The sequence below is a fragment of the Methylophaga sp. OBS1 genome (assembly GCF_026319365.1).
On sequence record NZ_JAPDMS010000003.1, the window covers coordinates 249733 to 262564 of the forward strand.

The window sequence follows — 12832 nt, forward strand, 5'->3', positions numbered from 1 at the left end:
CCGCTTGTCTGCGCCAGTCTGTGATACCGTCGTGCCCGTCTGCCAATCCGGCAACGGCCTCATACAAAAGCCAGTGCAAATCAAAGAATGGATGTTTCCGAGCTACTCAATGATCTGAATAAACCTCAGCGTGAAGCGGTGGCCGCCCCTTTGGGCCATGCCCGTATTCTGGCCGGTGCCGGCAGCGGTAAAACCCGCGTGTTGGTGCACCGTGTTGCCTGGCTAATTCAGGCTGAAGGATTCTCACCGGCCAATATTCTGGCCGTCACCTTCACCAATAAAGCGGCTGCGGAAATGCGTGGACGTATTGAAGACATGCTGGGTTATCCGCCCGGCGGCATGTGGGTTGGCACTTTCCATGGCCTGGCGCATCGCCTTTTGCGGGCACACTGGAAAGATGCCGGTTTGCCGCAAAGCTTTCAGATCCTCGACAGCGACGATCAACTGCGCATGCTCAAGCGCATCATCCGCGCCATGGAACTGGATGAAGCCCAGTGGCCGCCCAAGCAGGCACAGTGGTATATCAATGCCCAGAAAGACGAAGGCCTGCGGGCCAAGGATATCCAGGCCGGACACGATCCCTATTCCCAGAAAATGCTGGCCATCTACAAGGCCTATGAAGAAGCCTGCCAGCGTGCCGGCGTCATTGATTTTGCTGAAATTCTGCTGCGCTGTCATGAACTCTGGCTCAAGCGCGCCGATATACTGGCACAGTATCAGCAGCGTTTCAGCCAGATCCTGGTCGACGAGTTTCAGGACACCAACACCCTGCAATATGCCTGGCTGAGATTATTGGCCGGCGACAGTGGCAAGATGTTCATCGTGGGAGATGATGATCAGTCGATTTACGGCTGGCGCGGTGCACGTATTGAGAATATTCAGCAGTTTGACAAGGATTACCACGGCGCGACCACCATTCGGCTCGAACAGAATTACCGCTCCACCGGCAACATTCTGAAAGCCGCCAATGCCGTCATCGCCAATAACAGCGAACGGCTGGGCAAAGAACTCTGGACCGAAGACGACGATGGCTGTCCGATCCAGATCTACAACGCCTTCAACGAACGTGATGAAGCTTCCTACCTGGTCGGTCAGGTGCAGAAATGGGTCGATGATGGCGGCCGTCGCAGTGACTGTGCCGTGCTCTACCGTTCCAATGCCCAGTCAAGGGTGATTGAGGAAGCCCTTCTACAAGTCGCCATGCCCTATCGGGTCTATGGCGGATTACGCTTTTTCGAGCGCGCTGAAATCAAGGATGTGCTCTCTTATCTGCGTCTGATTGCCAACCGTCAGGATGACGCCGCTTTTGAGCGAGTTGTGAATACCCCGACCCGTGGCATCGGTGCTGCCACCCTGACCCAATTACGTCAGTACGCCCGGGAGCGTGATCTGTCGATGTGGCACAGTGCGCTGGAAATGCTGGAGGCCAAGGCTTTTTCTGCCCGCGCCGGCAATGCGCTGGCCGCCTTTTTGACCCTGATAGACTCGCTGACACCGGAACAACCGGATATGCCACTGCATGAACTCACCCAGTTGGTGATTGACGAATCCGGTCTGCGGCAACACTTTGCCAAAGACAAGAGTGAAAAAGGTCAGGGCCGTATCGAAAACCTGGATGAATTAATCAGCGCCACCCGCCAGTTTGTCCGGCCCCAGGATGAGGAAGAGCAAAATCTCACCGAGTTGGATGCCTTCCTCGCCCATGCTGCACTGGAAGCCGGTGAAAACCAGGGTGATCGCTGGGAAGACTGTGTGCAGTTGATGACCTTGCACTCCGCAAAGGGCCTGGAATTTCCCGTGGTCTTCATGGTGGGCATGGAAGAGGGCCTGTTCCCGGGGCAGAAATCCAGTGATGACCCATTGCGGCTCGCCGAAGAGAGGCGGCTCTGTTATGTGGGCATGACGCGTGCCCGCGAGACGCTCTATCTGCTCTATACCGAACAGCGCTTCCTTTACGGACAGGAACTGATTCAGCGACCGTCAAGGTTTCTCGCTGAACTACCGATGGAATGCATCGAGGAAGTCAGAGCACGCAGTAACCGCATTACCCCCGGCCTGAAAACCATCAGTAATGCCGCCGGCGCTGAACTGAGTGAAGCCGGCCTCAGAACCGGCCAGCAGGTGATGCATCAGAAATTTGGGCCTGGCACAGTCATTGATACCGAAGGTGCTGGTAAAAATGCTAGGGTACAGGTCAATTTCAAACATGCCGGCAGCAAATGGCTGGTGCTGGCGTATGCTAAGTTAGATGTCTTATAAGGAAACAACCATGTCGAAGCCTGCTTTTCTGCGTTATCTGCTGCCGGGTCTGCTGGCATTGCTATTAACTGCCTGTGGCCCGGAAGATGAGGCCGGCACAACAACGGCGATCGACAACAGTAAAACCTATAACTGGAAAATGGTGACCACCTGGCCACCCGGTTTCCCTGTCCTGCAGGAGGGTGCGGAGCGCTTTGCCGAGCATGTAAAGGCGATGTCTAATGGCCGCATTAACATCAAGGTCTATGCTGGCGGTGAATTGATTCCAGCCCTGCAGACTTTTGATGCGGTATCACAGGGCACAGTAGAAATGGGCCATGGCAGTGCCTATTACTGGGCTGGCAAAGTGCCGGAAGCCCAGTTTTTCTCCACAGTGCCGTTTGGCATGACGCCCCGCGGTATGAACGCCTGGCTTTATCACGGCGGCGGCCTGGAACTGTGGCGTGAAGTGTATGAGCCTTTTCACGTAGTGCCTTTCCCTCTGGGTAACACCGGTGTGCAGATGGGGGGCTGGTTTAATAAAGAAATCCATTCCGTCGATGATCTCAATGGTCTGAAAATGCGCATTCCCGGTCTCGGCGGTAAAGTTTTTGCCAAGGCTGGCGGTAACCCGGTACTGCTGGCAGGCAGCGAGGTTTATACAGCACTGGAACGCAACACGATTGATGCGACTGAGTGGATTGGCCCCTATCATGATCAGCGCCTCGGCCTGTATCGTGCTGCCAAACATTATTACTATCCGGGCTGGCATGAGCCGGGCACGGTACTCGAACTCACCGTCAATAAGCGTGCCTGGGACAGCCTGACACCGGATCTGCAGGCGATCATCACGCATGCCGCCGAATCCGAGAACGTGCTGATGCTATCGGAAATGGAACAGAAAAACTTATCGGCGCTGAAAGAACTGCAAGCCCGCGATGATATCGAAATCAAACGATTCCCGGACGATGTGCTGGCCAGGCTACAGTCGATGACTGAAGAAACGTTGGCTGAAGAAGCCGCCGCCAACCCCGACTTCAAACGCATTTATGAGGCTTACCAGGCCTTCCGTGAAAAAGACGATGCCTGGACCGCCATTTCCGAAAAGTCCTATCTCGCGATCGAGAACAATTAATGCTGTTTATTATCTTCACGGCTGAAGGACTGCGTGAGGCGCAACAGGAAGTCCTCACTAATCAAGCCGAGCTGTGGCTGAACCCGGGCCTGAAAGATAAGTCTGATTTAGGGCACTTTGAACAAGCTGGTATTTTGGTACATGTGTTACCGGAAGAGACCGATGCCGCTAATGAGAAAGCAGTGATGGCCGCACTGGCCTATGTCGAAAGCCAGAGCCGCGATAAAGACATTTTTGTTGAGTACTTATGAAGAACTATCTAATTGCTTTAATGATGCTGGTCAGTCTGCCACTGGCTGCTGACAGTGAATGGGACAAGGTCCGGAAAGCATTCACCGAGCCGACTCAAATCACGGTTTATCGCAGCCCGAACTGCCAGTGCTGCCACAAGTGGATTGAGCATCTGCGAAAACACGACTTCAGCGTCGACGATCAGGTCACTCACAACCTGGAAGCGATGGCACCACGCCAGAGGGTACCGACCGTGATGCGGTCCTGTCACACCGCCGTCGTCAATGGCTACCTGATTGAAGGTCATGTACCGGCGCAGGATATCAAGCGTCTGCTGCTCGAAAAACCTTCGGTCATCGGTCTGTCAGTACCGGAGATGCCGGTCGGGACACCCGGTATGGAAATGGGCGCCAAGAAGGATGACTTCACGGTCGTGACTTTCGACAAAGACAATCAATTCCGCATTTTCAACCGTTACGAAGTTGGACCCGATCAGCTATATCAAAGCGTTTCCACCGGGGAGTAATCACCATTGGAAATCCTTGTGGTGCTGGGACGCCTGCTGTTCTCGGCGTTTGCCAATGTTTTTCAGAAACAGCTGACGCACCGGGGACTGCACCCCTTCTTCATTGTTTTTGCATCCTATGTGGTACTGGCAGTCATCTGTCTGCCGCTGCTGTTTACGTTTAATCCGTTTCAGCTATCCAGCCAATTCTGGATCAATATCTTTTTTGCCGCCCTGCTCGATATGGCCGGCACCCTGTTTCTGGTGATGTCATTATCGAAAACCGACCTGTCGGTGTTCGGCCCGCTGAATGCCTACAAGGTGGTCATTTCGATGCTGCTGGCGCTGCTATTTCTGGGTGAAGTACCGAGTCTGCAGGGTTTTGCCGGTGTCTTCATCATTGTGGTCGGCAGTGTCTTTCTGTTCCCCCCAAAATCGCATCAGGGCGGTGTCTGGCAACTTTTTTTTCAAAAAGGCGTGCAGTTTCGTTTTCTGTCAATACTGCTGTTTTCGATTGGCACGCTCCCCCTGAAAAATGCGGTGGTCGCCGGCGGTGCTTTGCCTACCACCGTGTTCTGGTGCCTGATAGGTTTGCCCCTGGCGGGGATCGCCCAGTTACTGTTTGTGCATGACAACTTCAAGGCCGATCTGGCTCTCGCCCGCGATCAGGTCTACCCCTTTGTTTATCTGGGTTGTCTGATTTTTCTGATGCAGTACATGACTATGCTGGTCTTTTCGCAGTTACTGGTGGCTTATTCACTGGCACTGTTTCAACTCAGCATGGTCTTACAGGTATTCCTGGGCTACCGGATCTTCAATGAAAAACATGTGTTGAGACGGCTTGCCGCCTGCCTGGTGATGGTTGGTGGCAGCCTGATGGTATTGAGCGTCTGAGCAGTGATGGCAGGTGCCTGTTATGATGCGTCTATCTAGATTAGGGAGGTAATAATGAAACTTCTATCCATCTTGCTGGCCAGCGTGCTCAGCAGCCCACTGGCCCATGCTTCCACGACATTAACGCCAGCCTGGAAAACCACCACTGAGCTGCAGGCCCCGGAGTCGGTCATTTACCATCCGGGCAGTGATGCTTTGTATGTCTCCAACGTCAACGGCGCCCCCGATGCCGTCGATGGTAATGGCTTTATCAGCCAGCTTTCGGATGAGGGAGAAATTAAAGACCTCTACTGGCTGGATGGGCTGGATGCGCCTAAAGGGCTCGCGATTAAAGACGATCTGCTCTATGTTGCTGATATCAATGAGCTTGTGGTTATTGACATCAACAGCCAGAGCATCACCGCACGCTACCCTGCCGAACAGGCAAAATTCCTCAACGATGTCAGCATCGATCAACAGGGCCGGGTGTATGTCAGCGATATGATGACCAACCAGATTTATCGTCTGGCTGACGGAACGTTTTCATTGTGGATGGATGATCCACAACTGGAAGCACCCAACGGTCTGCTGGTTGAAGGCGACAAACTCATTGTAGGCAGTTGGGGCGAAATGACCGACGGCTTTGCCACCGAAGTCCCGGGCCACCTGAAAATCATTGCTCTGGAAACCCGAGCAATTCAGAGCCTGGGCGACGGTACGCCGGTCGGCAACCTGGATGGGATTGAAGCAGATGGCAAGGGTAATTATCTGGTCACCGACTGGATGAATGGTCGTTTGCTTTTGATCAATCCCAATGGCCACAGTGAAACGCTGATTGAATTTGAACAGGGCAGCGCCGATCACACGGTAATGCCGGAGAAAAACCTGGTTATCGTGCCGATGATGATGCAGAACCAGGTACAGGCATTCAGGATTTCCCATCAATGACTTTTGATGACTTGATGCTCGACCAGCCTCTGCTCGAGGCATTGGCTGCGGAAGGATTTACCACCCCGACACCGGTTCAGCAGCAATCCATTCCGCCCCTGCTGGCTGGTGAAGATGTGCTGGCCTGCGCCGCGACCGGTACCGGCAAAACGCTGGCGTTTGTGCTGCCGCTATTGCAGAAACTGCTGGATGAGCCGGCTGACGGCAAACGTGCCGTGGCCCTGATTCTGGCCCCGACCCGAGAACTGGCTTTCCAGACTCAGCATGTGATTGAGCGTCTGGCCAGTGCCATTTCACCGCGCGTTGCGATGATCACCGGCGGCCAGTCACCAGCGGCGCAGGTCGACTACCTGCAACAGGGCTGCAATATTATCATCGCCACCCCGGGCCGCATGCTACAACTGATTGAACAGGAACAGGCCGATTTATCCGCGGTGGAGTATGTTGTCATTGACGAAGCGGATCGCATGCTGGATATGGGCCAGGGCCCCGATGTTGCCAACGTGCTGGCAGCGATAAAAACCGCTTTCCAGACCTCGCTGTTTTCCGCGACACTGGCTGGTGCCGGTGTTGAGCTGTTTGCCAAAGCGCTGCTGCCCGAAGCTCAGCACATCGAGATTGATGCCGCCAACCAGTATGCCCAGCAGGTCAGTCAGAGCGTCTACCTGGCTGACAACAGAGAGCACAAGCTCGCCCTGCTCAAGGCGACAATTCAGTTGCCTGACTGTCAAAGTGCGCTGGTGTTCTGTAATAAAAAAGAACGGGCAATGGAAGTGACTGATTACCTGCAGTCACAGAATATTTCGGCTCAGGCCATACATGGTGATTATTCTCAGGCTGATCGCCGTGAACGCACCCGCAAATTCCGCCAGGGTACTATCAAGGTTTTGGTAGCCACTGATGTCGCCTCTCGCGGGTTGGATCTGCCACAAGTGAGCCATGTCATCAATTACGACGTCCCGTTTCGCGGTGATATCTACATTCACCGTGTCGGCCGCACCGGCCGCGCTGGTCAGACCGGCAACGCGGTCAATCTGGTCGAACCTAATGATCAGAAAAACCTGCAACGAGTGGAACACCACATTGGTCAGGCTTTACCTGTCCGTAAGATGAAAGGTCTCGCCCCCAAAGCCAAACACAATAAGAAAAAGAGCAAGGACAAAGACAAACCGCGTTATATCGCCAAGAAAGATCGTGCCTGACAAGCTGAGTTCTCACCACAAGCTGATTCTGCTGCGCTGGCTGCTCCTTATCAGCACTGGCCTGCTTGTCGCCGGACTGTTTCTGCCGATGCTGACCATCACCCAGCTTATTGTCATCAGCAACGAGTTTTCGGTGATTTCCGGCATTATCGAACTGTGGAAAGCCGGTCAGTACATCCTGTTTATGGTGATTGGCTGTTTCAGTGTACTGATACCATTCGCCAAAATCGGCTTATTGTTCAAGCTGCTGCAATCCGATGAGAAACCGCACCCGATTAAGATGAAACTGCTTGGTCTGATGCATGATTACGGCCGCTGGGCTATGCTGGATGTGATGGTCGTTGCCATGCTGATTGTTACGGTCAAGATGGGCGCGATTGCCAGTATTCAGATCCATCCGGGTTTGTATGTCTTCGGCGCGGCGGTGTTATTGATTATGTTGACCACGCAGTCGACGGTCAGGCTTCTGGAACAGGAGTCCGCTCCCTCAGATTTCAATCCTCGTTCAAACAACTCAGTCTGAACTTTTTAGCTAGACTAAACGATTCTTTCAGACACATTTCAGATGTGTCTTCTAGCACTGATATCTAAGCGAATTTTCGAGGCCGGTTTCGCCTTGATGGCGAGTCAGGGAAGATATTCGCCACATCCCTGTGGCTCAGGTTGCTTCGCAATTCAAAATCGTTCCTGACGATTTTGTGCGCGCCCATTTCCCTAACAACCCCTGGGCGCCCCAATGTGCTGGCCCCCGGCTTCACTGCGTTGCTCAGTTTATCTGGGAATTGAGCAAAACTCGCTACGCTCACAAATTTGTCTGGAACAAATTTGGACGCCAGAGGAGCCCGAAGGGTGAGTGGCAGGGATGCCACGAATCAGACACTGCTCAATCCTTATCCAGATAAACCTGCGCTACTCGTCAGCACATAAGTGGATAAGTGAATCGGAGCATGATTCGACATGCTGAAGTATTTTGATTTCCTCTAAAGTATCGCCAATGAAAGTGTTGTATTTAATATTCCCTGCATCCCCCGTTTGTGCTGACGAGGAATGCTCTTTATTCAGGTCTGAGGGCGGCTAGTGTTTGAGCGTAGCGAGTTTTAGCCGACCGCCTGAATAAAGAGAATGACGAGTGAAGCCGCAGGCCAGCGCATTGGGGCGCCTTTTGTTTGGTTCGTTTATTTTGGGCGAGCAAAATAAATGAACGCCCAGCGGCAGCTCTCCCAACTCCAATTAAGAAACCCAGTTCCAGGAGATTGCCGCGGCCTAACGGCCTCGCAATGACGGATTGCAAAGTCCGGGCAGATACTAAGACTTACCCGGTATTGCGCATCCCCGCCGAAATCGCACTAATCGTCCGTAATAATGGATCCAGCCAGCGCTGACGATCGTCTTCTGACTGAGCACTATCGCGATAACGCTGCAATAACAGAATCTGCATATAGTTAATCGGATCCAGATAAGGTTCGCGCCGTCGCAGCGAGCTTTTCAGAGAAGGCAGTTCAGCTAGCAAAGAATCCGCTTCCACCACCAGCAGTACCTGTTTAACCGTCTTGTGGTATTCCGCCGCAATCAGTTCAAACACCTGCTGACCCTGGAAAGCATCTTCGCAGAGGGCAGCGTAACGGCGGGCGATACTCATATCGGCCTTGGACAATGACATCTGGGTATTGCTGAGCAAAGCGCGGAAAAACGGCCACTGTCTGACCATCTGCCGCAAAATCGCAATCTTGTCTTCATCGCCCTGATGCCAGGCTTCCAGTGCACTACCGATCCCATACCAGGCCGGCAGTGTGTGCCGGGACTGTGCCCAGGAAAACACCCAGCCGATAGCACGCACCGAGGATTTGGAACGGTCACCGGGTTTGCGGTGGGATGGCCGCGAGCCGATATTCATCATGCCGATCTCGGTGACCGGGCAGACTTCGTAGAAATAATCCAGAAAGCCCGGTGTATTCTCAGTGAGTTTACGATAGCTGGCCTCACCGGTTTGAGTCAGCTTATGCATGATGTCGAGATAAGCCGGTTCCACCTGGCCGATTTCAGTGACCAGGCTGCGGGAGGCTTTCATTAACCCGGACACACCCATGCCCAGTTCGTAGGCTGCCGTCTCAACATTACCGTATTTGAACGACAGTACCTCACCCTGCTCGGTGAATTTAATCTGACCATGCACCGTACCCATCGGCTGCGACAAAATGGCATCATGGGTCGGGCCACCCCCACGACCAATAGTGCCGCCACGACCATGAAACATCCGGCATTCGACTTCATGTTGTTGAGTCAACCGGGTGATTTTTTTCTGCGCGTGAAACAGGTTCCAGCCGGAAGCGAGAATACCGCCGTCTTTACAGGAGTCGGAATAGCCCAGCATCACTTCCTGCAGATTGCCCGAATCTGACAGCAGACGCCGGTAAACCGGGTTTTCCAGCAGAGAAGACATGACCGGCTCAATATGACCCAGATCCTCAATCGTCTCGAACAGTGGTGCGACACGGACGTGGCAGAAGCTGTCTCCGTTCTCATCAACACCACAGAGGCCGGCAAAGCGGGCCAATGTCAGTACTTCCAGAATATGGCTGGCCTCATGCGTCATGGAAATCACATAACTGCCAAAAGCCTTGCTGCTGACTTCACTGTGCAGCCGTCGCATCAATGTAAAGACATTAAGGACTTCCTGATTATCGGAGTCCAGTGTCGGTAGCGCGGGCAGACTGGAGTGTGACAGCAGGTCTGTCAGTAATTGCTGACGCCCTGCCTCATCCAGTTGCAGGTAGTCCTGTTCAAGGTCCGTCGCTGCCAGGACCTCGGCCAGGGTCTCGCTGTGACGGGTTGATTCCTGGCGGATGTCGAGGTGATAAAGATAAAAGCCGAAAGTTTCGACCAGACGGATCAAATCATTGAGTTCTGCACCGGCCAGCTCCCTGTCGCCATTTTCCACCAGCGAATCATAAATCAGATTCAGATCGGCAAGCAGCTCATCTTCATTGGCATAGGCCAGACCCAGTGCGGTCGGCTCCAGATCCGGACGGAAATACTGCTGCAGCAGGCGCAGATTGTCTTCCAGCCGGTGACGCATCATGTAGAGCTTGCGGCGGTAAGGCTCATTCAGAAACCGATCCGGCTTGGCACGGAAAGCGCCGGCATAACGCTTTTCCGACTCGGCGATGTCTTCTGCCAGTGCATCACTGATCCAGCATAAAGGCTGGGAGTGGGTCAGGATATAACTGAGCTTGGTGACATCCTCCAGATAGCGACGTATCACGGTGCGCTTTTGCAATTGAATCGCCATTTCAGTGGTTTCGGCGGTGACAAACGGATTGCCATCGCGGTCACCGCCAATCCAGGAGCCGAACTTCACAAAGCCCGGCACTTTGAAAGCCTGGCCGGCTTCTATCTCGTCGCTGTAAACACGACGAATCGCATTTTCCAGATTACGGTAAGTGCGTGGCACTGCGTCGAACAGACTGACATTGAAGTAATACAGGCCGTTTTTAATTTCATCGCGCACGGTGGGCTTTATCGCCCGCACTTCGTCAGTTGACCACAACAGCTGTATTTGTCTTTTGATTTCCTTGCGAGTGCGCTCCTCGTCAAAAGCAGTGAGCGGTTCGTTGGTCAGCTGTTCGTCCAGCAGGAAGATACGGCGCAGAATTTCCATTACGGTGCGGCGTTTGGACTCGGTCGGGTGTGCGGTGAACACCGGCATATAGACCAGTGAATCAAGCAATGGCTGTAACTGGGCCAGCGACACACCCGCCTGTTTGAACTGACGTAGCGTATCCAGGTAGGAACCTTCCCACAGGTCGCCACCGTTACGCAGTTGCGTCATCCGGTTGTGATAATTAAAAGCCTCTTCCGCCGTGTTGAGCAGGCTGAAGTACATACTGAAAGCGCGAATCACTTCCCGCAATGTGGTTTCATCCAGTGTGTTGAGGAAGCCGAGCAGTTCGGTGCGCAAACCGGCGTTGTCATCCTTACGCAGGTTGATAAAACCTTTACGTAACCGTTCCACGGTCTCGTAAACTTCCCGTCCAGCGCGTTCATCAATCACCTCGCCCAGGATATGGCCGAGAAAACGGACATGCTGGCGCAGTTCCTTGTCGCTGAGCAAAGAGAGTTTGTCGACTGTACTGAGTACAGGCTGATAGTCAGTCATAGATTACCGATTCGCAATATGGTGGTAGAGATCAATATAGGTGTTGGCGCTGTTTTCCCAGCTGAAGTCGTGCTGCATCGCAACGAGCATCATACTGCGCCAGATCCGCGGCCTGGCGAACAATGCGACAGCCCGCAGCAGCGCTTGTTCCAGCGCCGTGACCGAGGCTTCATCAAAACAGAAACCGTTGGCTATACCAGCTTTGCGGTTTTCTTCACTGGCGTCAACCACGGTGTCAGCCAGGCCACCGGTGTTGCGCACGATCGGCAAGGTACCGTAACGCAGGCTATACATCTGATTGAGGCCGCAGGGCTCGAAACGCGACGGCATCAGAAACACATCAGCCCCGGCTTCGATTTCATGCGACAGCGCTTCATCGTAACCTATCGTCACAGCAACCCGGTCCGGGTACTTCGCCCGCAGTACCCGCAAATCCTGCTCAAAACCCGTCTCACCACTGCCGAGACAAACCAGTTGCACATCTTTTCCCGCCTCCAGCAGGCGACTCATCGCGGCAATGGCAAGATCGATCCCTTTTTGCGATACCAGTCGACTGATCAGGCCAATCAACAGCGCATTTTTGGTCTCGGGCAGGAAAAACTGTTTTTGCAGGGCAACCTTGTTCTGCGCCTTGTTGCGCAGTTGATTGACCGAAAAACGTCTGGCGATGAAGGGATCTGTTTCCGGATTCCAGATTTGGTAATCAATACCGTTGAGAATGCCGCTCAGTCGTCCCTGATCGCGGCGATGAGCCAGTAAACCCTCAAGGCCGTAACCAAATTCATCAGTGCAGATTTCTTCTGCATAAGTGGGGCTGACAGTGGTGATCTGATCGGAGTAAATCAGTCCGCCCTTCATAAACGACATCAGGCCATAAAACTCCATGCCTTCCATATGCCAGAGGCTGTCAGGCAAATCCAGCGCCTGGAAAGCCTCATAGGAGAACAACCCCTGATAGGCCAGATTGTGAATGGTAAAAACAGTTTGCGGGCGATTTTTTCTGTCTGCTATCAAGGCGGGAGCAAGTCCAGTCTGCCAGTCATTACAATGAAGGATATCGGGTTGCCAGTTAAGGCCCGCTTCATTCATCGCAATCGCGGCTGCAGCACGCGATAACAGCGCAAAGCGCGCCGCATTATCATGCCAGTCACCGCCGCCAGGTTGGCTGTAAGGACCGCCATCACGGTCATAATGAAATGGTGAGTGCAACAGCCACAACGTGACTTCGCTGTCTGGCAGGGTGGTCGCGAGAATATCGACCGGCAGATGATAGCCATCCAGTTTAATCGAAGTGACCTTTTCTATTTGTTCCAGTTGTTTGAGGCACTGACGGTAGGCGGGCATGATGATGCGCACATCCTGACCATGTTCCTGCAGGGCGATCGGCAGGCTGGCAGAGACGTCGGCCAGGCCGCCTGTCTTCATCAGCGGGTGCACCTCGCTACTGGCAAATAGAATTTTTCGCACGCGAATCTCCCAAAAATTGTACAATTCTGCAAATTATATACGGTCAAAGGCTGAGTTATAGCCTGCAACGGGAGAAA

10 protein-coding genes are annotated in these 12832 nt (G+C 53.4%); 8 read left to right on the plus strand and 2 right to left on the minus strand.

The features are described 5' to 3' along the window. The first annotated feature begins 87 nt into the window (after nucleotides 1-87). Genes uvrD through OMQ46_RS10570 form a run of 8 tightly spaced genes read left to right on the plus strand, consistent with a single transcriptional unit; the run spans nucleotide 88 to nucleotide 7655 of the window. On the plus strand, nucleotides 88-2259 hold the full coding sequence (uvrD, locus tag OMQ46_RS10535) for a DNA helicase II (protein WP_266236806.1): 2172 nt from the start codon (nucleotides 88-90) through the stop codon (nucleotides 2257-2259). 10 nt (nucleotides 2260-2269) lie between these two features. After that, nucleotides 2270-3373 (plus strand): TRAP transporter substrate-binding protein, encoded by a 1104-nt coding sequence (locus tag OMQ46_RS10540; RefSeq protein ID WP_266236807.1) that lies wholly within the window; start codon nucleotides 2270-2272, stop codon nucleotides 3371-3373. Beyond that, a complete protein-coding gene (locus tag OMQ46_RS10545) occupies nucleotides 3373-3624 on the plus strand; it encodes a hypothetical protein (RefSeq protein ID WP_266236809.1) in 252 nt (83 codons plus the stop codon). The genes OMQ46_RS10540 and OMQ46_RS10545 overlap by 1 nt, the downstream gene beginning before the upstream one ends. Next, nucleotides 3621-4130 (plus strand): DUF411 domain-containing protein, encoded by a 510-nt coding sequence (locus tag OMQ46_RS10550; protein WP_266236810.1) that lies wholly within the window; start codon nucleotides 3621-3623, stop codon nucleotides 4128-4130. The genes OMQ46_RS10545 and OMQ46_RS10550 overlap by 4 nt, the downstream gene beginning before the upstream one ends. 6 nt (nucleotides 4131-4136) lie before the next feature. After that, nucleotides 4137-5003 carry a DMT family transporter gene (locus OMQ46_RS10555; protein WP_266236811.1) on the plus strand — a complete coding sequence of 289 codons (867 nt, stop codon included), beginning with the start codon at nucleotides 4137-4139 and terminating at the stop codon, nucleotides 5001-5003. Nucleotides 5004-5057: 54 nt separating this feature from the next. After that, on the plus strand, nucleotides 5058-5930 hold the full coding sequence (locus OMQ46_RS10560) for an SMP-30/gluconolactonase/LRE family protein (protein WP_266236812.1): 873 nt from the start codon (nucleotides 5058-5060) through the stop codon (nucleotides 5928-5930). Beyond that, entirely contained in the window at nucleotides 5927-7132 is a 1206-nt protein-coding gene (locus OMQ46_RS10565; RefSeq protein WP_266236814.1) for a DEAD/DEAH box helicase, read from the plus strand. The genes OMQ46_RS10560 and OMQ46_RS10565 overlap by 4 nt, the downstream gene beginning before the upstream one ends. Next, nucleotides 7125-7655 carry a paraquat-inducible protein A gene (locus OMQ46_RS10570; protein WP_266236816.1) on the plus strand — a complete coding sequence of 177 codons (531 nt, stop codon included), beginning with the start codon at nucleotides 7125-7127 and terminating at the stop codon, nucleotides 7653-7655. The genes OMQ46_RS10565 and OMQ46_RS10570 overlap by 8 nt, the downstream gene beginning before the upstream one ends. A gap of 789 nt (nucleotides 7656-8444) precedes the next feature. Here OMQ46_RS10570 and ppc read toward each other — a convergent pair. Together ppc and glgA are read right to left on the minus strand one after the other, a co-directional pair. After that, nucleotides 8445-11288, minus strand: coding sequence for a phosphoenolpyruvate carboxylase (gene ppc / locus OMQ46_RS10575; RefSeq protein ID WP_266236817.1), 2844 nt, complete (start codon nucleotides 11286-11288; stop codon nucleotides 8445-8447). Between the two features lie 3 nt (nucleotides 11289-11291). Next, nucleotides 11292-12755, minus strand: coding sequence for a glycogen synthase GlgA (glgA, locus tag OMQ46_RS10580; RefSeq protein WP_266236818.1), 1464 nt, complete (start codon nucleotides 12753-12755; stop codon nucleotides 11292-11294). Nucleotides 12756-12832 lie beyond the last annotated feature (77 nt).

Coding starts and splice junctions, on each gene's coding strand:
- uvrD (WP_266236806.1), top strand. CDS start 88: ATGGATGTTTCCGAGCTACTCAATGATCTGAATAAACCTCAGCGTGAA.
- OMQ46_RS10540 (WP_266236807.1), top strand. CDS start 2,270: ATGTCGAAGCCTGCTTTTCTGCGTTATCTGCTGCCGGGTCTGCTGGCA.
- OMQ46_RS10545 (WP_266236809.1), top strand. CDS start 3,373: ATGCTGTTTATTATCTTCACGGCTGAAGGACTGCGTGAGGCGCAACAG.
- OMQ46_RS10550 (WP_266236810.1), top strand. CDS start 3,621: ATGAAGAACTATCTAATTGCTTTAATGATGCTGGTCAGTCTGCCACTG.
- OMQ46_RS10560 (WP_266236812.1), top strand. CDS start 5,058: ATGAAACTTCTATCCATCTTGCTGGCCAGCGTGCTCAGCAGCCCACTG.
- OMQ46_RS10565 (WP_266236814.1), top strand. CDS start 5,927: ATGACTTTTGATGACTTGATGCTCGACCAGCCTCTGCTCGAGGCATTG.
- ppc (WP_266236817.1), bottom strand. CDS start 11,288: ATGACTGACTATCAGCCTGTACTCAGTACAGTCGACAAACTCTCTTTG.